The sequence below is a fragment of the Mucilaginibacter sp. PAMC 26640 genome (genome assembly GCA_001596135.1).
Lineage (GTDB): Bacteria > Bacteroidota > Bacteroidia > Sphingobacteriales > Sphingobacteriaceae > Mucilaginibacter.
The window spans coordinates 767,716-789,569 of sequence record CP014773.1; the positions used below are offsets into that span (position 1 = coordinate 767,716).

A 21,854-nucleotide genomic window follows, 5' to 3' on the forward strand; every position below is an offset into this window, starting at 1 on the left:
GTTATTCAATATAGACAATCAAAAACCTATTGTGGCGACTTTTCTAAAAAAATGTAACCGACTACCTTCAAAATCTATTTTTTTATTATTTCTGAGAAGCATTGACACCAAATATAAAGCCAGCAAGTGGCAATAGTGCCTTAGTGGTTACAGAAATGCCTAAAGTCACACCCAGTTCTATGTGGTGTAATCAAATCATTTGATAATCAATAATTTCGAGCTTGTCGGTTTCATTCTGCCATGAAGCACACTATCTGCTGTTGAACATTTTTGTTTGTTTTATTTTGGCAGCAACTTTAGCTTCAAGGCTTGCATATCAGCACTAATTTTATTCTCTAAAACTTTAGCATATATCTGCGTTGTGGCAATTTTTGTGTGTCCTAAAATTTTGCTAACGGTTTCTATGGGCACACCATTAGATAGGGTTATGGTTGTAGCAAAGGTATGCCGAGCAAGATGGAACGATATTGTTTTACTTATGTCACAGAGGTCAGCGATTTCTTTTAAATAGCTGTTAACCTTTTGGTTTGAGATTATTGGGAATAATTTACCGGAAATTAGGGCACGTTGGTTGGTGCGATATTTTAGAAGAATTTCCATAGCCTTCGGCAATAATGGTGTACTCACTGGTGTATCAGTTTTTTGCCTGCTTGTCTTGATCCAATATTCGCCATCATTACCTTTTACCAAGTGCACCGCTGATAGGCTGGCCAAATCGATATATGCCAGGCCGGTATAACAACTAAAAATAAATAAATCTCTAACCAAGTTTAAACGATCTAAATAGAAGACTTTATTTTCAATAATTGAAAGTTCGTGTTGAGATAAACACTCCCGATTGACCTTTTGTGCTTTAATAGAGTATCTGGCAAAAGGATCTTTTTCTATCCATTCCAACTTGACCGCCAAGCCAATCATCTTCTTTATCCTTACCATGTGTTTTACCACGCCATTAGTATGGATTGGCTTCTGATGGTCAACTGGTTTATGATTGTATAGAAATGTTTCGAAATCATGAATGAATTTATAATTCAACTCATGTAAATAGATATCCTCTTTTTTAAAGTGCTGCTTTATAAATTGTAAAAGATAACGCTGCGTAACAAAATAATGCTTTAATGTTGTTGGCTTAATTACTGCAAGAGCTGTTTCATTGTGGTAATTGAATAAATCTGAGAGTTTGTGAATCTGAACATCCGTATTAAAATAAACATCTTTTATAGACTCAGCGGTCACGTACAGGCCCTTTAGCTGCATCTGTTGATATATATTACCAAGCGACCGCTTAAGTGTTTCAAGGTAGCTATTAATAGCTTTAATTTCTTCTTTGCTTCCTTTTGCTGCGCCTTTACGAGCATCCCAACTTTTTGACTCGACAGTTTGCTTGACGGCAAAAAAGCATTTTTTACCGTTTACTGTTATGCAGGCGTAAATGGGAGATTTTCCTCCTTTTTCTTTGTCGGTACGAGCTGTGAAATGGATACCGAATGACTGTGTTGCTTTCATGTAATTTTTGATTATTAATAAAATACAGCAAAATGATCCGTTCTCAGGTATCAATTTGAGATCCTAAAGGAGCTTTAACTCAGTCAAAAACACTCGTTTTAAACCGTAATTTTTAATTTGTAAATACATGATTTACAGACTAATAAGCCACTTTTAAATACCTCAAAGTTAAAAACTAAAAACAGGTAGTCGAATAGGTATCCTAAATTTTGACTTTCCTCGGTTGGATTTGGGAGGGCTAAAAACATAAAAGCCTGTAAATCATACGATTTACAGGCTTTTGGAGAACTTTGAATTCCCATTTTGTGGGAGTTACTGGGTTCGAACCAGTGACCCTCTGCTTGTAAGGCAGATGCTCTGAACCAGCTGAGCTAAACTCCCCTTTTTTGTTTCCCTTTAAACTTCCGAATATCTCCGTCGTTTTGGGATTGCAAATATAGAGTTTACTCTCAAATCTTCAAAAATTATTTTAAATTAATTTTAAGGCTCTGTAAAACAGCTAAATAAAATTACGCTCTTCATATTTCAGGCACATGCTTAAGCTTATCGGTAGGTATATCGCCCCGCAGTCGAACTAACCGTACCCTCTCGGCAGCAAATATTGCCAATCAGGATTACGAAAGCAATTTCACTATTACGAACGGAAAAATATTACCGAAGGCGGCCACTGCCCCTGGTACCAAATTAAAAACCGACTCTACTATCTCGAGATCCAATTTAGCGATGACCCGGTTCCGGGTGCTATTCAAAAAATTGGCGGCTATGCACGCACCCGGTTTGATGCGGATGACCATTATTAACGATCGGGTTTAAATAAACATTAATGCCGGGTAAAGCCGGCATTAATGTTTATTCTTATTTTGGTGAATATGGCATATCGCCAATAGCTTTTAAGGGGTAAATTTGCAGCTTATTATAATCGTTTGTCGAATTATAACATCAGTTAACAGTTAGTTTAAAGGGTCATTCGCGCGAGGTGAGTAAGTCTTTGCATTATTACGAATTAGTAGCAGATAATTATTTACAAATAGCTTCGAGCAGTAAAATCATATTAAGCACTTCGAATAAATGCAAGATATCGGCTTTTTAAGATCACATCGCTATTTCCTGCCCGGCACGCGGGTCTTCCGGTAAAATTTCCATTTCCGGGAAATCTATATAATCAGCGTACCATTGAATTGCACCCACTACATCCAGTGCATCGTCTGCCGATATATTTATAGTTTCAAATGCATATAGTTTTTCGTGGGCGTATCCATAAAGTTGTATCTCGCTTTCCTTCGGGTTAAAGCGATCATGATTTAAGCAATAAACGCGTATCTTCAAACGGGTGTCTCTTGAATGAATAACGTCCCGGCACGGATCACCAGGATCTGTTGCCAATAAATATACGTTGTAATCCATACCGGCTAATATTGGGGAGTTATAATATAGTAGTTCACAATTTTCATATGGATAACTATTGAGCAGGCATTGTGTTTTTTTTTAATTTATAAGCCATGGGGAAGTTTCCCCAATTAATGAGCATTACTTTCCACGACTGAAATCTAATAAAACTAAAAAAGCCTCATTACCTATTAATTAAGCGCATTTTGACAAAGGCACGTAATTTGAATAGGTATTGATACCCTTCTCATAGGGTGTTTTTCATAGGTAGATGTAAGGCCGAAATACTGCGAGAGCATTTCGGCCTTTTTTTATTTTGTTTTAAATTTTTCACTCTTTTTTTAGCTACTCCGTTTTCAGCTAATAACTTTTTCAACAGATTCAATCCAATTGCCCTTCTACGTCGTTTATCTCTATAATTAATTATCTACAAGCAAAATATCTTAAGTACTTATGAAAACAGAAACTAACTTAATTACAGGCGGAGCGAATATGGCCAGAAGGTCATTCCTGCGTTATGCCGGGGCCAGCGCGGCAGCGGTGGCTGTGCTTGGTGCATCTTCTTGCAGTAAAGACTATATCAAAAATCCGGATGGTTCTTACATTGACATCGGTACAGGTGATATTGGTATCCTAAATTATGCTTACGCATTGGAGCAATTAGAAGCGGCATTTTACTTACAAGTAATCGCTACACCTTACAGTGGTATCAGCGCGGCAGAAACTGCTTACCTGACCGACATTAAAGATCACGAGGTTTTACACCGCGATTTCTTTAAAGCTGCGATTGGTTCAGCAGCGATTGGTACATTAACCACAGACTTTTCGTCTATCAATTTTAGCGACCGTACTTCGGTACTTGGTGCAGCGAAATTATTGGAAGACACAGGTGTTAGAGCGTACGACGGAGCAGGTTACCTGATCAAAAGTGCTGATTACCTAACGATAGCAGGTAAAATTGTATCGGTAGAAGCCAGACATGCCGCATTAATATCAAATTTGATCACGCCGGGTAGTTTTGCCTCAACAGATCAGCTTGATGAAAATGGTATAAATAAGTCAAATACTATTGCTGAAATTTTGGCGGCTGCAAATGGCTTCCTTAAAACCAAAGTGTACGCAACCAACTTTAATTACCCAATCCAATAATACCACATCGCCATGAATTTATTCGAAATAATAGACGAAATAGAAAAAGTTGATCCGGAAATACACGAAAGATTAAACCCTCGTCGTGCCGCTATCAAAAATATAACCAGCTTTGGTTCAAAAGTGGCTTTAGCCGCAATGCCATTTGCCTTAGGTACCATGTTTAAAAAAGCTTACGGCCAAACATCTTCATCGGTTGTTGATGTGTTGAACTTTGCGCTTACACTGGAATATCTGGAGGCTGGCTTTTATAACCAAGGTACTGCCACAAGCGGCTTAATTCCGGCTGCTAACAGCACTTACATTGCAGAAATTACCGGTGATGAAAACGCCCACGTAACTTTTCTTCAAACCGTAATTAAATCTTTGGGTGCAACCCCGGTTACTGCTCCAACAGTAGATTTTACAGGTGGTAACAACAAAGGTAACGGCCCTTTCGCGAATGTATTCAGCAGCTATGACACCTTTTTAGCAGTAGCCCAGGTATTTGAAGATACCGGTGTACGTGCTTACAAAGGCCAGGCACCTGCATTATTGGGTAACCAGGTTGTATTAACAGCAGCTTTAGGTATCCATGCAGTTGAAGCGCGCCACGCATCTGCTATCCGTAAATTGCGTAATGACCGTGCCGTTGGTACAACCGCTACACCTACCATTAAACCATATATTGTTAGTACTGCTTCATTGGGTAATGATACCGGTGTTGCTGCAGCTAATGGTAACTATGCAGGTGAAGAAAATGTTACACAGGGTGGTGTTAACTTAGTTAGCGCATTAGGTGTATCTGTAGGAGTTGCTACAGCATCTTTTGACGAACCATTAACTAAAGACCAGGTGTTGGCTCTTTTAGTAGGCTCGTTCATTGTAAACTAATTCCAAAAATCAACAATAAGAAGAGGTCCGGATTTCCGGGCCTTTTTTTGTGCAATAAAGGTTTTTGAATGACTTCTTCTTACCGGGATAGCCAATAAGCCACAAACTTGCAGGGAAATCGTCTCAAGAAACCTTCCGGCACACGATGTAATAGCTACAAGTTTTATACTCATAATTAGGCGATGAGTAACTCACCCCCTGCCCCCTCTCTACAAGTAGAGAGGGGAAACAAATCCGTAGTTATTATTTCAACCTTCTTTCCGCGGAGCGGAGAGAGGGTCGGGCAGCGATAGCGAACCCGGGGTGAGTTTACGCTGCGAGCGATAAGTAGGCGAAGAGTAACTCACCCCCTGCCCCCTCTCTACAAGTAGAGAGGGGAAACAAATCCGTAGTTATTATTTCAACCTTCTTTCCGCGGAGCGGAGAGAGGGTCGGGCAGCGATAGCGAACCCGGGGTGAGTTTACACTGCGAGCGATAATTTGGCATCCTTTCTAACGCAAACACGGATGTGGGTTTCCTTCCCGCATCCGTGTTGCTATTAATCTTGTACCGAAATATAATTACGGCCTGGCAGGTCTGCCAGACTGTTGTTGGCGTTGCTGTTGTTGCTGCTGGCGTTGTTGATCTTGCTGTTGTCGTTGCTGCTCTTGCTGCTGCTGTTGTTGCTGGCGCTGTTGCTCCTGCTGCTGCTGGCGTTGCTGCTCTTGCTGCTGGCGCTGCTGATCCTGTTGCTGCTGGCGGGCCTGCTGCTGTTGTTGGCGCTGTTGCTCTTGCTGCTGCTGTTGTTGCTGGCGTTGCTGATCCTGTTGTTGCTGGCGGGCCTGCTGCTGTTGTTGGCGTTGCTGCTCTTGCTGCTGCTGACTGGCCTGTTGCTGCTGTTGGCGTTGTTGCTCTTGCTGCTGCTGATTTTGCTGTACACGCTGTTGCTGCATTTGCTGGCGCTGCTGTTCGCGGGCTTGTTGTTGCTGCTGTCTTTGTGCATCAGTTTGCTGCTGATTTTCCTGCATTCGCTGTTGCTGCATCTGCTGGCGTTGTTGTTCCCGGGCTTGTTGCTGCTGTTGTCTTTGCTCATTAGACTGCTGCTGATTTTGCTGGCCCCGTTGCTGCTGCATTTGCTGGCGTTGCTGTTCACGCGCCTGTTGCTGCTGTTGTCTTTGCGCATCAGTCTGCTGCTGGTTTTGCTGGCCCCGTTGCTGCTGCATTTGCTGGCGTTGCTGTTCAAGCGCCTGTTGTTGCTGTTGTCTTTGCTCATCAGTCTGCTGCTGATTTTGCTGACCACGTTGCTGTTGCATTTGCTGGCGTTGCTGTTCGCGGGCTTGTTGCTGCTGTTGTCTTTGCTCATCAGTCTGCTGCTGATTTTGATTACGATCATTCCTGTTGGAACGATCTGAACCATTTTGCTGCGCTGGCTGTGCAGGATTCACATTTTCCGCCGGCCTGCCGTTATTACGTCCGCGGCCTGTTTGCTGATTGCCCTGATTTGGTTGCCCGGGTCGATTATTTTGCGCCGGATTGTTTACACCTGCACCATTGTTAACCCTTACATATCTGCTATCGGGATTATTGGAGCGGGCTTCATTTGACAGATTCCTGATATTATCACGTTGTGTAACCCTACCGTTACGGCGATCTATCCCACCAATGCGCTGGTTTGGGTTTTGTTGCTGATATGCGGCTCCGTCTATTACCCTGCTTGGGCGGGCTCCGGCAGATCTGCGAACATCCGGCCGGTAAAAATTAACCGTATTCCGGTTGACCGTATTGCGACTTGGCCGGTTCACATTATTGATATTATAAACCGTAACCGGGCGGTTGGTATAGCGTTGAATTTCTTCGCGCCTTGGGCCGGTTATGTAAGTGCGGTTATTAAAATTATACGTGTTACGGATAAAATTACTGCGGCCATAAATGCTCCTTACCCTGGCGTATGGAACGCAATAGTTATAAATACCAGGTGAATTGATGTATGCATAGGGGGCAAATGACCAATAGGTATCCGGTAAATAATAGTCGCTGCCGAAAGATACATCAAAGCTGATCCCCGGAGTTAAGGGAGCCCAGCCATAATAACCATCGCCCTGGCGCCAGTCTACCCAGGCTGGCGCCCATTCGTTACCGGGCACCCATTCCCAGCCATAATAATCATCAAAGGCCCAGCGGCCATAGTGGAAAGCCGCCCAGCCCCACTCATAGTCGGATACCCAGGTATTGCCATATGTGGTGTACACCCAGTGGCCGTTCGTTACGTAGGGGCGAAAATTCTGATCTACATCCGGGATCCATACATCTCCATATTTGGCATCGGATACCCAGGTACCATATTGTGATAACTCATCATAAAAATCCTGGGTGGAGATATATTGCCCTTCGCCCTGGGCAAAGGTGGCTTTAGGGGCGGATGCTACCAGCATAAATGCCAGCAATGCCACGCCGTATATTTTGGTTAAGAGTTTCATAATATTGATACTTATCTTAGGTTTATATGTATATGACTTGGAGTACTATAAAACGTTTAAACAATAAATAGTTTTATAGCTTATTTAATAGCGCATTGGCCAAACAAGAATTTTTGGCCCGGTACTATCACATCTACCCGATCTTTTAATAATTTTGAAAGCATTTTGAATAAAGCATATGAGCACTATAAACATCCCACGCCTCGATTTAGATACTTATATAAACGGCACGGCCGAAGATAAAAAACAATTTTCTGACAGCATAGGTAAGGCGTTTAACGAAACCGGCTTCGCTACCATCACCAACCATGGTTTAAGTAAGGATTTGATGGACAAGCTATATCAACAGGTTAAAGCCCTTTTTGCATTACCTGAAGATGTTAAAAGCAAATATGAGCTTCCTGAACTGGCGGGACAGCGTGGCTATACCGGTAAAAACAAAGAAACTGCTAAGGGCTTTAAAGTGCCGGATCTGAAAGAGTTTTGGCAAATTGGCCAGGTAGATCCTGAAACCACCGCAACCAAGGCAGATTACCCGGACAACATTGCTGTAGCGGAATTGCCCGAATTTAATACTACTACCGAAGAAGTTTACCAAAAGCTGGAAGCAGCCGGAAAACATCTTTTACGCGCAATTGCCGTGTACCTTGAACTGCCGGAGAATTACTTCGACGATAAAGTAGCGCATGGTAATTCTATCTTACGCACGCTTCACTATTTCCCTATAGACAACCCAGATGCTTTACCTGATGACGCGGTGCGGGCAGGTGCGCACGAGGACATTAACCTGATCACCTTATTGATAGGTGCCAGTGCCGACGGGCTGGAGCTGCTAACCCGAGAAAATAAATGGTTCCCGGTTACTGCATTCGGCGAGGACCTGGTAGTAAACGTAGGCGATATGCTGCAACGCTTAACCAATAACCAGCTAAAATCTACCACGCATCGTGTAGTGAACCCACCGCGCGAGCAGATGAAGAATTCCCGTTTTTCGGTGCCGTTTTTCCTTCATCCCAAATCAGACATGGATCTGACCAGCTTGCCATCCACCATTGATGCCGAACACCCTAAACTTTACACGGATATTACTGCCGGCGAATACCTTGATGAAAGGTTGAGAGAAATTGGTTTGAAGAAGTAATGATAAAGTGATTGCCTGCGGTAAAAAAGATAAGGCCAAATTCGTACTAATCAATAAAAGTGTAAACTTTTTTCAATCAGACATACTATACGAGGTGATTCACTCCAGGTGATTCACCTTTTTTTATATTTAATTTTTATTGAAACAACTCACTGATAAACAATACTTTGCAAAAGCAAAACCGAAACCCGGGTGTTTCACCAAAAACTGCAAAGTATTGATTTTTAGTATTTTAGGTGTTTCACCCGATTCACATTTGCGGAGTGAAACACCCTGTTTAAAATCGGTAGTTTAGACCCTGATAGCAGCGGGAATGGTTTGTAGTGCAGGAAGGAAATGTATCGATAATATCCGAATGTAAACAAGAGATTAGTCATTGGTGCGCCGATGCACGAGCCAATACCAGCTCATATTAAAAGCGATGACAGCATGATTAAAGATAGTGGGGAACAGGCCATAATGTTTCTTCATAATATCAAAACGCTCTAAGAGGCTCTGCTTGTGTTTGGCTTTAGACATGCCCCCAACCAGGTATTTGGCCACATAACCGTGTACCCTAACTACTTTTTTTGCTTTTTTTGCTGCCCGGATGATCCAATCAATATCTGCGCTCAATTGATACGCCGGATCGTATGGCTCAACCAATGCACGTTTGATGTATATGGCCTGATGACTTACGCTCATTCCATAATTAAAGCTGCGCCAGCTGAAGTTGTCGGGTGCTTTATGCCGGCGTTGCCCAAGGCTTTCACGCTTGTCATTCACCATTTCGGTTTCACCGTAATAAATGTCGGCGTTACTAGCCGTTACAAAAACCTTTTCTACAGTGGTACTTTCATAAAATTCATCGCCCGAATTCATAAAGATGACGTAATCGCCGGTGGCTAAAGCCAGGCCCTTATTCATTGCATCGTAAATGCCCCGGTCCTTTTCGCTGATGAATTTGCTTATGCGGCTCTGGTATTTGCTGATGATATCCACCGTCCCATCGTTCGAAAGGCCGTCGACAACGATGTATTCAATTTCGGCATACGTTTGCCCCAATACCGATAACATTGTTCGTTCAATATCCCGTACGTTGTTGTAAACAATGGTAACTACCGAAAGCTTGGGGTTCATATCCGCTCCCTCCCTAACATCGATCGATAAACTTCCAGGTACTGCCCTGCGACCTTTTCGAAATTGAATTCCCGCAAAACCTTTTCGCGCGCTGCGCTTGCCAGCCTGGCGTGCTCATTTAAAACATAGTTTACCCCCGCCGCCAGGTCGGCGGCAGATTTAAATGCAGCCAGATATCCGTTTACCTGGTGATCAATCAGATCGGGCAGGCCACCGGTATCAAATGCAATTACCGGTGTACCGCATGCCATGGCTTCCATCACCGTATTGGGTAAATTATCTTCAACCGATGGCAATAAAAAAACATCTGCCAAACTGTATAGCTCCGCCATTTCAGCCGGCGACGTAATCAAATTGAGCTGGTGTACTGGGAACGGCAATGTTGAGGTGTCAAATCTTTTGTTTTTGCCAAAGATCATCACTTCCAGATCCTGCATTCCGGCATAATTTTTCAGGTACTGCAGCGCATTAATTAAATAACTGAGACCCTTACGGCGATCGGCAATATTGGCCGCCCCAAATAGAATAATTTTTTTCGAAGGGCCGATCCCGCGTTTCATCCTGGCAGCAGCTTTATCTTTTGGCGAGAAGATCGCGGTATCTACCGGATTGGGAATAGCCTGGATATTTGCCCCTTTTAGCAGTGAGCTTTCTTTTGCCACGGCACCAAGCCAATTGCTGCAGGTTACAAATTTTAGGTTACGATTATCGGCCAGCATTTTGCTTTTACGCAGCCATCCACTGTGCGATATATCATCCGGTTTGGGCTTGCGCAGGAAATAACAATTACCGCACTCGTTTTTAAAATGGCTGCAATCACCTGCGTAATGGCAGCCGCCGGTAAATACCCACATATCGTGCAAGGTCCATACAATGGGTTTATTTAAACCAATAAGTTTCTTGAGATCAGAAATGGATAGAAAACCGGAGTTAGTCCAATGGATGTGCAGAATATCTGCCTCTTTGATCACCTGCTCATCGCTGATATCAGTACCTGCACCGGCAGTTGAAAATGCAAACCGAACAGATCTGTCATTTGCCTGAAAGGCGATAAATGGCAGTCGCTCGTACAAAAAAGTAAAGCTGGAGTGCGCCTTATCCAGTTTGGTTCTATCAACAGCGTAAACATTTGGGTCATTCCGGTTTTTATTTTGCACCACCATGGTTGCATCCACCTGCTGTTGCTGCAACGCTTTTAACAAGCGAATGCAAGCTTCGGCGGCACCTCCGCCCGAGTCAGATGTATTGATCAGGGCTACCTTCATCCGGAAATTCATTTATCGGGGCAAGTATAATGATATCAAAATTAAAAATTTTACTTTTGAACGCTAAATTCATACAGTGAAGAATTGATCTGGCAAATGCATAAAAATAATGCAGAAGCTGAAATTGATGAGCAAGCATAGCTAGATAACTTATTTTTAAACATGAACCCTTTAGCTTATATATTCCAGGATTGGAAAGTCAACAGGGGAAATGTAAAGGCACGTATAGTGCTTACCATGTTTAGGCTGGTAAATGCTATTAACCATAATATGGTGGCCAAGATCATCCTTTTCCCTTACCTGATGTTCTACCGTTTTTTTGTAGAGTGGAGCCTGGGGATCGAGCTCCCGCGAAAATTAAGGGTTGGCAAAAACCTGGTTTTTTATCATGGACAGGGGCTGGTAGTAAATTTCGGCACTATCATTGGCGAAAGTTGCGTATTGCGTAACGGAGTGACTATTGGGCACAAGAAACTGGCAGATGGCACCCTGAGTCGTTGCCCGCAAATTGGCAACTATGTAGATATAGGCGCAAATGTATGTATCATTGGCGATATAACCATAGGTGATCATGTAACCATAGGTGCCGGGGCCGTGGTTGTAAAAAGCATCCCGGCTAATAGTGTAGCTGTGGGCAACCCGGCAAGAGTGTTAAACAGCAAAACCGCAACCGCGCAAAGCGGAGCAAATAATAATGGAGAATAACTTAACTGACCGGTCCTTCTGGAAATCTTTTTGGGAATCAAGGATCGGATTGATATTTAAAATTAAGCCTAATTATGTTTTTGGGGATCTCCTCGGAAAGATCATTACCGAAACAAAAGCCCAAACAGCTATTGAACTTGGTGGTTTCCCGGGTTATTATGCCATCTACCTCAAAAAATACAAAGGGCTAACCACTACCTTGCTGGATTACTTTATACACCAGGAGCTGGTAAATAAACTACTTACCGCCAATGAATTGAAAGAGGGCGATATTAAAATCATAGAGGCGGATCTTTTTAAATTTATTCCTGCAGAAAAGTATGATATGGTGCTTTCCTTTGGGTTGATAGAGCACTTTAACGATACCAAATTTATCATTGGCGAGCACTTGAAGTTTTTAAAACCCGGCGGCACCTTATTTATTACACTGCCTAACTTTAAAAGCGTAAATGGCTGGGTGCAGCGCAATTTTGATAAAGAGAACTACGACAAGCACAATATCAACAGCATGGACCTGGGCCTGCTTAAAAGCAGTTGCGAAGCTTTGGGCTTAAAAAAGGTTGAGGCTTATTATCATGGAAAGTTTTCCGTTTGGCTGGAGAACAAATCTGAGCAAACCGCAATAGCTAAATTACTCATGAAAACCATCTGGCTTGCGGGTAAAGTAGCCACTAAACTGGTACCGGTAGAGAGCAAGGCACTATCTCCTTATATTGTAGTTAAGGCGAGTTTGTAAAAAAGCGGCGGCAGATCTTGCATCCACCGCCGGCAGGTTTATAACTAACTTTGTAAGTTAAATCGCTTTTAGGCCTCTCCCTCAAATAAGAGAGTTTTAATAAAAAATTTTATTTTGCCTTTTTCAAGGTAACTAATATTACCCCATTTTTGCCTTTATCCCCGTAGATCGTTGTGGCACCGGCATCCTTCAGTACATTGATACTTTCAATATCATCTGGCTTCAGCGTTTCCAGGCCGTCCACTTCCTTGCCATCAACAATGTATAAGGGTTTATTTTTACCTTTCAATTCAATAAAGGTTTTGCCGCCATCCGTTTTTATGGTGTTCACCTTTACGGTTTGATCAACAGGCTGAATTAGGTTCCTGTCTGTTTTACCTAATAGGTTCAATTGCTTTCCGCTCAGCGCAAAATTGATCGGTACTGTATATTTTACGTTAACAGGGTGGCCGTTTTGCATGCCAGGGTACCATTTGGGCATGGCTTTAACAACCCTTATGGCTTCTTCGTCGGCACCATGGCCAATTCCATTTAACACCTGTACATCGCTGATACTGCCATCTTCGCGCACAATAAAGCTGGTGATCACCCGGCCCTGAATTTTATTTCTGCGTGCATCAGCCGGGTACCTGATGGTTTTGGTTAGGTATTTGGCAAAGGCCGCATTACCGCCCGGAAAACCAGGTAGCTGCTCTACTTCGCTGAAGACTATTTTTTGAACAGCCTTACCGGATTGATCTGCTTTTCCAGTTTTCTTCGCTTTATCGCCCGGCTCATCACTCAGCGCAAAGTTTATAGGAATGGCATATTGCACACGTACCTTGCTGCCTTTTTCCGAGCCTGCAACCCATTTTGGTGAACCCTTTAATACGCGTATTGCTTCAGCATCAACGCTATGCTCCACAGACCTGATCACTTTAATACCAGACAGCGTACCGTCTTTCTCTACAACGAAACCCATTACTACGCGCCCCTGGATCTTATTGTCGCGTGCTGCTTTTGGATACCTGATATTTTTGGCAAGATAGGCAGCGAAGCCTGCTTCTCCCCCCGGGAACGTAGGTTGCGTGTCAACCGCGCTGTAAACTTTACCTTTTGTTGAATCACCAACACTTGAGTCCTTTTCCAGAGCAATAAGCCTGTTAGCATTAGGATAAGTTTCCGGTGATGCCGTCGTACCGATTGAATCGGCAGGTGTCAAAAATAACTCTTCAGCGTTTCGATTGATGCTGGTTACCGCCTTGCTGTTGCTGATGGTAGCAGATGATAATACCAGCATTAAAATAAATAAGGGTGCAGATAAGCCATACTTTAACAGCTTGATGCGCTGCGATTTGTTTTTTTGTAACATCATGATGCGTTGTTTCAGTAAACTATGGTTGTAGAATGGATTAACCAGTTGATGCGCGGGTGTGTTAAAAGTATGGCTAAGCAACAACAGGGCATATTCTGCCTTATTATTACCCGCCTGGATAGCCTGCCGGTCGGCTATATATTCATGAATATGCCTGATAGAAAAGCGGTATAAATAAACCACCGGGTTAAACCAGTTGAGAATCATTACCGCCTCTATGATCAAGACATCGGCGGAATGCCATTGCTGTGCGTGGACTTCTTCGTGCGCCAAAATAACGTCTTTAGCTTCCGTATCGTCATCCACATTAATTTTGTTGAAGAATGAATATGGAACCGAAGGCCCTGTTTGCTTAATTACCCTGCGCAGCTGAACAAATTGCCACATTAACCGCAGGGCCAAAACAACTACCCCAGCCAGGTAAAGCATAACCAGGATTTCGCCAAACGTATAAGCGCTGTTTTCGATAGGTGCGAATGCTGTGATATTAATTTCGCTCCCTGTGCCGTAAACGGCATACTGCACCTTTTTTGTAATAAAAAGATCCTTTATCCAATCGGATTGTACCAATGGGATAAAAAAGGACAGCAAAGCCGCACCTACCAGGTAAATGCGGTTTAGCTGAAAAAATGTTTCGCGGCGTAAAAGCAACGCATAAAAACCATAAAACAGGGTGAGGTAAATATTTACCAGCAATAAATAATTCCACCAGGTCATCGTTATTTGTCTTTAAGTTTTTCAATCAGTTTCATGATCTCATCGGCCTCCTTTAAGTCAATTTTCTCTTTCTTCACAAAAAAGGATAGCATCCGGTTGACCGAATTATCAAAGTAGCCGCTAAGCAGCTTATCGGCGGCAAAATTTTGGTATTGATCCTTGCTTACCACCGGGTGATATTCGTGGCTTTTGCCATACGCTGTATGGCCAACAAAACCTTTCGTTTCCAAAATCCTAATAATGGTTGATACCGTGTTGTATGCCGGCTTAGGCTCGGGCAAAACATCTAAAACATCTTTTACAAACCCCTTTTTCAGTTGCCAAAGCACCTGCATAATTTGCTCTTCAGCACGGGTCAAATCTTTAATTTCCATAACAATAAAATAAACTAACTTACTAGTTGAACGAAGTTATAATTTTAAAACAAAATTTCCAACTAAATGTTTAGTTTTTTAATATCTAAGGCATTTTGAGAGTGACATGCTATAATTCCGAGCAAAGAGCTTGCATATTAAGTGTGGCTAAATCTTGGATATCGCTCTTAGAGCTGACTCACCCCGACATCGCTATGCGTATCCATTGCGCCACATCTACCAATTATCTAAACTTTTATGCGCATGTTTGGTTGTAATAGCCACAACCAATTACCATGGAAATAACCTTTCACGGCGCCGCCCGTAATGTAACCGGCAGCAAGCATTTACTCAGATTAGCAGACGGTACAAGCGTTTTATTAGACTGCGGTATGTTCCAGGGACTTGGAGAGCAAACCGATGATATGAACGAGCATTTTGGCTTTAATCCTACCAAACTGGATTACCTTATTTTGTCGCACGCACACATTGATCATTGTGGACTTGTCCCACGGCTGGTTGCTGAAGGATTTGAAGGTCAGATCTTTTGTACCGCCGCCACTATGGACCTGTGCCGGATTTTGCTGATGGATTCTGCCAAGATACAGATGCAGGATGTGGAATACAGTAATAAGCACCGCGCAAAAAAGAATGAGCCGCTTTTAGATGCGTTGTATACAGAAGATGATGTGACCAAAGCCCTTGCCTTATTTAAAATAGTGGACTATCATCAAGAATATGCTATTACACCCAGTATAAAATTTCAGTTTACAGATGCCGGGCATGTGCTGGGCAGTGCTGCCGTACATGTCACCGTATTGGAGAATGGCAAAGAAACCCAAATTACTTTTAGCGGGGATGTTGGCCGCTATGGCGATTTGCTGCTGAAAAACCCGCAAACCTTTCCGCAGGCCGACTATATTTTATTGGAGTCGACCTACGGCGACAGCCTGCATAAAGATATTGGTCCTATTGAAGATGCATTGCTGGAAATTATAAAACACACCTGCGAGGAAAAAAAAGGAAAAGTTATTATCCCGGCATTTAGCGTTGGCCGTACCCAGGAACTATTGTATGCGCTTAATTCGCTGGAATTAAAAGGCGAACTGCCCGATCTAAGCTATTATGTGGATAGCCCACTTTCTGAAAAGGCAACGCAGGTACTGAAAGACCACCCGGAAGTATATAATAAAGATGTAAAGGAAGTGCTGAAGGTAGATGCTGATCCATTTGCCTTCAAAGGGTTAAAATTTATTCAGTCCACGCAAGAATCAATAGCGTTAAATGACGATGCAAGACCCTGCGTGATCATTTCTTCGTCGGGCATGGCAGAAGCCGGCCGCGTTAAGCACCATATCAAAAACAACATCAGCGAACAAAAGAACACCATTTTAATGGTGGGTTATGCCGAACCAAATTCTTTAGGTGGCAGGTTAACAAGAGGTGAAAAAGAAGTCTATATTTTTGGGGACCAATACCAGGTAAATGCCGAGGTACAATCTATCAAAAGCATGAGTGCCCATGGGGATTACGAAGACTTACTGCATTTTTTGTCCTGCCAGGATCCTAATTTGGTTAAACAAGTGTTTTTGGTACATGGCGAATACGAGGTACAGCAACACTTTGCCGAAAAATTAAAAGAGAACGGTTTCCCAAACATTGAAATACCTTATCAGCACGAAAAAATAGTATTGGAATAGCTATGGCCATGGCTACCGTATCCATAAAAAAAAGCGATGAGCGTAATGCTCATCGCTTTTTTTGTATCAGTAGATATCTATTAAGCTTTCTTAAAAGCAACCTCTGGTTTTCTCTTTTTAAATTCAACAAATAAGGCACCGCCCAGGGCAAGCACCAGTAAAACCGAACCCGCCATTGAAATTCCTTCACCGGTATAATAAGATGCCGGGTGGAAATCAAACTGAATAGTATGGTTACCTACGGGGATCGTGGCTGCACGCAGCAAGTAATCTGCACGGTAATAAGGTTGCTCTACACCGTCGATGCTCATTTTCCATCCCTTGTTGTAGTAGATTTCCGAAAACACGGCAACCTGATTGGCAGCAGAGCTGGATTGGTAGGTTAAATGGTCCGGATTATATTTGGTTAATTTGATGGTAGCGTTTGTATCGATACCAAGGGTTTTAGCCTCCACAACACTTTTGTATTTGCCATCTATCATGGCTTCGTTTTTTGGGGAGAAGCTACTGATAGCCAACATTTCTTCATCCGCATCTTTCACATACTTAACACTCTTTACAAACCAGGCATGGCCGCACGCTGTAGGGTTAACACGCATGTTAGAGGTGCCTGTTTTTTGATCGGCAGTAATAATGTATTTGGTGTTGAGCATATCCAGCACGTCCTGGTTAATACTTTTAGTAAATTGATTATCCATCAATTCCTCATATCTTTTTAGGCGGGCAGCAGAGTAACCACTGATAGATTTATGGAAGAACGGATTAAAAAGATCGTATTTAATTGAGGCTCCATTATCATAAACACGGAAATTTGGATCGGTATCCTTCATAATAAAGGTATCAACCTCACGAGGTGCTATCGCCTGCGCCGCCTCTACTTTATCCTGAAAGCTCGCTTCCTTTAAATAGCGTTTATCAACCTGCCAAAGATCTACCAAAATAACGACAAGAAAAGCAACCGATAAAATGGTAGCATTAATTTTTTGTTTGGTAAATGCCCATAACAACCCAAAAGCAATAGCCACAAATACTAGCGATCGCCACGCATCGGCTTGCTCTAAATTTGTCCTGTCTTTAATTATAGCGCTGCTTACAGCGTTAGCGGTGCCTTCGTCGCCTTTCATGGCGTTGGCAAGCGTGCTGATACCTTCTGTTTGATCAAAGGCCCTGAAGCTGAGGATCAATGAAGGGACAAGTGCAAGTATCAATGTGATCCCACCGGTAATAAAAAACGCGATCTTTAATTTCTTAAATAAATCTGCCTTGTTTGGGTTGGTAATAAATTCGTTTACCGCTAATAAGGCCAGGATAGGGAAGCATAAGCCGGTTACTGCCAAAATAGATTCGGTAGCACGGAACTTATTGTATAATGGCACATATTTGAAGAAAATATCTGACAGGAACGGGAAGTTGCCGCCCCATGATAACAGCACGGTTAAAATAACGGTACCCAACAGCCACCATTTTAAGCGGCTGCGTACAACAAATAAGCCAAGCACAAACAAGAAAAATATTGCGGCTCCAAAATAATAAGGACCATAGGTAGAAGGGCGCTTTGGTCCCCAATACATGCCGAGCCCCGGAAAGTTGGAGATTTGACCGGCAATGTTTACGGCCTGATCGGCAGGTACGTCTTTAGCAGAAAATACTTTAACAATCTCTTTATCCTGGTCTATGCTCTCGCCACCAGAACCACCGCCCGCTGCATTTGGAACCAGAAAGGTAACCGACTCTGCAACACCCTGACTGTACTGGTAAGCATACTCTCTATCAAGCCCGTCCACAGGTTCTTTAGCGCTGGCTTTTAAGTTTGATTTACCACGGATAGTTTCTGTACCGTAATCATAAGTACTCCATAATAAAGAAGCATTTACAGCTAAGGCAAGCAAAGTAGCAACCGCTAAAAAGCCTATAGCTTTAAAAAAAGGAGCAGTAGCTTTAGCTTTCACCGCATGGTATAACTCGATGCAAACCAATATGATGATGGCCATCATCAGGTAGTAGGTCATTTGCACGTGGTTGGAGCGAATTTCCATAGCAAGGAAAAAAGCCGTTAGTGCAGAGCCGCCAATGTAGTTGCCGCGCAGTGTAAGGATAATACTGGCAATAATAGGCGCAAAAAAAGCTATCGCAAAGGCTTGGTTAGAGTGCCCCGCTACCAGCAATATCATATTATAGGATGAAAAAGTAAAGGCCACGGCACCTGCTGCTGCCAGCCATGGGTTCATTTTAAGCACGATAAATAAAAAGTAGGTACCCAATAAAAGAATCAGGATCGTATCAACCGGGTTTGGGAATGTGGCTTTTACAGCAGATACCACATGCGTGGTGATATTATTTGGATAAGGGGCCCAGATCTGGAAAGCGGGCATCCCGCCGAAGATTTGGTTGGTCCATAAAACGGTAGTGTCTTTAGCGCGGTAATCATTGATCTCCTTTTGGGTAGATTGTGCACCAATTACATCACTCTGCCCTAATGTTTTACCTTGAAATGCAGGCGTAACGAAGAAAAAGCATATTGCTAAGAAAATTCCTATAACGGCCAGGTGCGTACCGTTACGTTTAAACCAATTGTTCATTTAAATTATTTAAAGGGAAATTTATAATAATCTCCAAAAATAGAAAATTGAACGACAATACTAAGGATATGTTAGCCGAAACAATTTAATTAACAGTTGTGGGGTTGGCTGTTAACATAGAAAAACACTAAACCCATGCCTACGATGCTTACGATATAGATAATGGTGTTTAACTTATTGTATTCTTCGCGATTGCGACGGATGGTGTATGCGTTGTATAAAGCCAGCAGCGCAATGGCTGCCCAGAAGAAGTTATTGATTTTATCGCAGGAGGTAAACATTTGTATCAGCACGGCCAGCACAATGCAATTGGTAAAGATCAGCAACACAGATGGCGGGGTGTTGTTATGTCCTTTTCTGCGCTTATACAAATTCTCCGGAATCATGGATTTTGTTTTATTTCTTCGTAGTCAACAAATTCACCTTCCGTATCAGGCACCTTGCCTTTTTGCCCGTCGGGTATATAATCCACCTTCACGCGGCCATCCGGGCGTTTTTGCTGCTGATAGTTTTGCTGCTGACCAGCCTGCTGCTGCGCATTGTTGATCACGGTTCTGAATATCGCGGGCAGCAACATCTTAAAGAGGTAGCGCACGATATACAGGATACAAATTATTATAATTAAAACACGTAGCATCTTTTAATATTTTGGCTTACAAATATAAGTAGTATAACGTATTAATTGTTTGCTTAGTTTGCTGAAGTGAGGCGCTAATAATAATTCGAGTCAAACAATTCAGAGTTCATTATTGTAAAAAAGCACCTACGGCCCAAGCCATAAGTGCTATAATTCCAGCCTGTACATAGTGCCGAAATTTACAGATCAACGATCAATATACTGGTGATAATCATTCCAGCTTGAGTACCGTAAATTCTGTACGGCGGTTCAGCTGCCTACCATCGGGATTGTCTTGTCCGTTGGGTAAGGTATTTGGAGCAATGGGCCTCCGCTTGCCGTAACCTTTGGCGTAAACCCGGCTCTCGTCAATGCCGCTGGCTATAATGTAATCCACACAGGCTTGCGCACGGGCTTGCGACAGTTGATTATTGTATTTGTCGCTGCCAATAGCATCCGTGTGCGCGGCCAGCTCAATCTTGATCTTTGGGTTATCCTGTAAAATTTTCACTACCCCGTTCAATACCATTTTCGATTCGGCACGCAGGCTTGCCTTGCCGTAATCATATAATACATTTTTGATGACCATGGGCTTATCTACCTTGAAAGCCTGCAGGCAAATCTCCGGGTTAATTAAGGTATCACTGTGCATTTCTCCGGTTGCGGGTGCCGGCACAACTTTGGTGAAGTAACCGGCTTTTTCGAATACCAAATTATGAGGCCGCCGGGTGGTTACATCAAAACTATACCGGGCGGATTGCCCCAGCACCATCTGCTTAACGGTTTGCTTTGTTAGCGAATCCACAAAGCTTACTTTAACACCGCTTAAAGCTTTATGGGTATCGCAATCCGTGATTAATCCGCTCAGCACATGCCGTTTGTCGACAACCTCAAAAAGGTTCAAGCAGCAGTCCGATTCCCGGTCAGAGCTGATATAGAACTTATTATTGTTGGCCGGATCCGGCATGTAATATAAATCATCTTTTGCGGAGTTCATGGGGTAGCCCATGTTTATCGGAGCAGTCCATTTCGTGCCATCAAAATTCGATTCATAAAAATCAAATCCGCCTAAACCTAAAAAACCTTTTGAGCTATAAATCAGGCGCTTATCGCCAATACTATAATATGGTGCCTGTTCGTTTAACGGTGTATTAATTATTTTGCCCGGGTTAATAGAGTTTACCGGCATGCCGCTGCTATCCAAATCGCTGTACCAGATATCGTCGCCTCCCTGGCCACCCGGTTTATTGGATACGAAATACATACGTTTGCCATCGGCCGTAATAAACGGCTGGATACTGTTGAACCCTTCAGCATTGATATTCGCGTTTAATTTCACCGGCTGCTGCCACTCGTTATTAGCAAGCTCGCTGTAGTAAATACCATGGATAATTTTACTGCCAACTTTATACCAGCGAGTAAAATATATCCGCTGCCCGTTAGGGCTCAGAGCCGGCGTGCCATACTCTACATCCTTATCCTTCACATCACTCTTAAAAGTTAGCACGGCCGGCTCTGACGTTTTCCCCCCTGTTAAAGTGTACACACGGTTGCGGTGTATTTTCTCATTTTTTACAATCCGCGAGGAGGTAAAATAGCTATTCGCGTCCCGTTTGATCAGCGCATAGTCAGACCCATCCGAATACCAGGCACCCTTCATTTTGACTATATCCATCAGCAGTGGATATTGATATTGCTCTTTGGCAAACCGGCAATTGGCAATTTCTTTTATTGCGGTAGTTTTGTACCTCCCATCGACTTTATAAGCAGCAATAAACTGTTCCAATTGAATAATGGCCTCATCAAAATGCTGATTGGCTCGCAGGCACACACCATACCACAAACGGGTAAGCGGATATTGCGCTTCATAGTTCTCGTTCAGTACTTTAAAATACCAGGGCTCGGCCTCCAGGTAATTTTCATACAACCGGTACGATTCCGCCAGCTGGAAAGCCACATAGGCCCGATCTTCCGGTTTCCCTTTCTTCCCTCCCTTGGAGGAAGCATTGTACGGGATGGCCTCGTTAGTTACTAAACTTAGCCCTTCTGCTGCTTTGCGGTAGTAAAATGCGGCTTCATAATAATCCTTATTGGCAAATGCCTTATCACCAAGCCCTCTCGGATTTTCTTTGTACTGGGCATTCACCACGCTGGTGATCAGCAATAATGCGGCTATGACAGCTGTTATTTTCATCATG

Annotated in this window: 18 protein-coding genes and 1 tRNA gene; 6 read left to right on the forward strand and 13 right to left on the reverse strand. The window is 43.0% G+C overall.

Annotated elements, in window-relative coordinates; all coding sequences use genetic code 11:
• Positions 1 to 279: 279 nt before the first annotated feature.
• The 4 genes from A0256_03425 to A0256_03440 form a co-directional block, all read right to left on the reverse strand.
• Positions 280 to 1,506 carry an integrase gene (locus tag A0256_03425; protein AMR30539.1) on the reverse strand — a complete coding sequence of 409 codons (1,227 nt, stop codon included), beginning with the start codon at positions 1,504 to 1,506 and terminating at the stop codon, positions 280 to 282.
• Between the two features lie 303 nt (positions 1,507 to 1,809).
• A tRNA-Val gene (locus tag A0256_03430) sits at positions 1,810 to 1,887 on the reverse strand.
• A gap of 233 nt (positions 1,888 to 2,120) precedes the next feature.
• Positions 2,121 to 2,300 (reverse strand): hypothetical protein, encoded by a 180-nt coding sequence (locus A0256_03435; GenBank protein AMR30540.1) that lies wholly within the window; start codon positions 2,298 to 2,300, stop codon positions 2,121 to 2,123.
• 298 nt (positions 2,301 to 2,598) lie between these two features.
• Entirely contained in the window at positions 2,599 to 2,910 is a 312-nt protein-coding gene (locus A0256_03440; GenBank protein AMR30541.1) for a hypothetical protein, read from the reverse strand.
• Positions 2,911 to 3,345: 435 nt separating this feature from the next.
• Here A0256_03440 and A0256_03445 point away from each other — a divergent pair, with 435 nt between their 5' ends.
• Both A0256_03445 and A0256_03450 read left to right on the forward strand, forming a co-directional pair.
• Entirely contained in the window at positions 3,346 to 4,041 is a 696-nt protein-coding gene (locus tag A0256_03445) for a Tat (twin-arginine translocation) pathway signal sequence containing protein (GenBank protein ID AMR30542.1), read from the forward strand.
• A 12-nt stretch (positions 4,042 to 4,053) separates the two neighbouring features.
• Positions 4,054 to 4,914: a hypothetical protein gene (locus A0256_03450; GenBank protein AMR30543.1), complete on the forward strand. Its 861-nt coding sequence runs from the start codon at positions 4,054 to 4,056 to the stop codon at positions 4,912 to 4,914.
• Positions 4,915 to 5,475: 561 nt separating this feature from the next.
• On the opposite strand, the gene A0256_03455 is transcribed toward A0256_03450, so the two are convergent.
• Complete coding sequence (locus tag A0256_03455) at positions 5,476 to 7,371, reverse strand: hypothetical protein (GenBank protein AMR30544.1); 1,896 nt, start codon at positions 7,369 to 7,371, stop codon at positions 5,476 to 5,478.
• 178 nt (positions 7,372 to 7,549) lie between these two features.
• Here A0256_03455 and A0256_03460 point away from each other — a divergent pair, with 178 nt between their 5' ends.
• Positions 7,550 to 8,512: a flavonol synthase gene (locus tag A0256_03460; protein AMR30545.1), complete on the forward strand. Its 963-nt coding sequence runs from the start codon at positions 7,550 to 7,552 to the stop codon at positions 8,510 to 8,512.
• 369 nt (positions 8,513 to 8,881) lie between these two features.
• Here A0256_03460 and A0256_03465 read toward each other — a convergent pair whose 3' ends face one another.
• Positions 8,882 to 9,631 carry a glycosyl transferase gene (locus A0256_03465; GenBank protein ID AMR30546.1) on the reverse strand — a complete coding sequence of 250 codons (750 nt, stop codon included), beginning with the start codon at positions 9,629 to 9,631 and terminating at the stop codon, positions 8,882 to 8,884.
• Positions 9,628 to 10,908, reverse strand: coding sequence for a hypothetical protein (locus A0256_03470; protein ID AMR30547.1), 1,281 nt, complete (start codon positions 10,906 to 10,908; stop codon positions 9,628 to 9,630). The genes A0256_03465 and A0256_03470 overlap by 4 nt, the downstream gene beginning before the upstream one ends.
• A 150-nt stretch (positions 10,909 to 11,058) precedes the next feature.
• Here A0256_03470 and A0256_03475 point away from each other — a divergent pair, with 150 nt between their 5' ends.
• The gene (locus tag A0256_03475) at positions 11,059 to 11,601 is read left to right on the forward strand and encodes a serine acetyltransferase (GenBank protein ID AMR30548.1); all 543 of its coding nucleotides are present in this window, start codon (positions 11,059 to 11,061) and stop codon (positions 11,599 to 11,601) included.
• Positions 11,591 to 12,337 (forward strand): methyltransferase type 12, encoded by a 747-nt coding sequence (locus tag A0256_03480; protein AMR30549.1) that lies wholly within the window; start codon positions 11,591 to 11,593, stop codon positions 12,335 to 12,337. Before A0256_03475 ends, A0256_03480 begins: the two co-directional genes overlap by 11 nt.
• Before the next feature lie 109 nt (positions 12,338 to 12,446).
• Here the strand turns inward: A0256_03480 and A0256_03485 are convergent, their stop codons facing one another.
• Positions 12,447 to 14,408, reverse strand: a complete 1,962-nt coding sequence (locus A0256_03485; GenBank protein ID AMR30550.1) for a hypothetical protein — start codon at positions 14,406 to 14,408, stop codon at positions 12,447 to 12,449.
• A gap of 2 nt (positions 14,409 to 14,410) precedes the next feature.
• Entirely contained in the window at positions 14,411 to 14,782 is a 372-nt protein-coding gene (locus A0256_03490) for a transcriptional regulator (GenBank protein AMR30551.1), read from the reverse strand.
• Positions 14,783 to 15,057: 275 nt separating this feature from the next.
• On the opposite strand from A0256_03490, the gene A0256_03495 reads away from it, so the two are divergent.
• Positions 15,058 to 16,461, forward strand: coding sequence for an MBL fold metallo-hydrolase (locus tag A0256_03495; protein ID AMR30552.1), 1,404 nt, complete (start codon positions 15,058 to 15,060; stop codon positions 16,459 to 16,461).
• Positions 16,462 to 16,541: 80 nt separating this feature from the next.
• Here A0256_03495 and A0256_03500 read toward each other — a convergent pair whose 3' ends face one another.
• The 4 genes from A0256_03500 to A0256_03515 all read right to left on the reverse strand — a co-directional run bounded on the left by A0256_03500 (position 16,542) and on the right by A0256_03515 (position 21,850).
• On the reverse strand, positions 16,542 to 19,040 hold the full coding sequence (locus A0256_03500) for a hypothetical protein (GenBank protein AMR30553.1): 2,499 nt from the start codon (positions 19,038 to 19,040) through the stop codon (positions 16,542 to 16,544).
• A gap of 89 nt (positions 19,041 to 19,129) precedes the next feature.
• The gene (locus A0256_03505) at positions 19,130 to 19,426 is read right to left on the reverse strand and encodes a hypothetical protein (GenBank protein AMR30554.1); all 297 of its coding nucleotides are present in this window, start codon (positions 19,424 to 19,426) and stop codon (positions 19,130 to 19,132) included.
• Positions 19,423 to 19,617 (reverse strand): hypothetical protein, encoded by a 195-nt coding sequence (locus A0256_03510; protein AMR30555.1) that lies wholly within the window; start codon positions 19,615 to 19,617, stop codon positions 19,423 to 19,425. Before A0256_03510 ends, A0256_03505 begins: the two co-directional genes overlap by 4 nt.
• Positions 19,618 to 19,888: 271 nt before the next feature.
• Positions 19,889 to 21,850: a hypothetical protein gene (locus A0256_03515; GenBank protein ID AMR30556.1), complete on the reverse strand. Its 1,962-nt coding sequence runs from the start codon at positions 21,848 to 21,850 to the stop codon at positions 19,889 to 19,891.
• Positions 21,851 to 21,854: the final 4 nt, after the last annotated feature.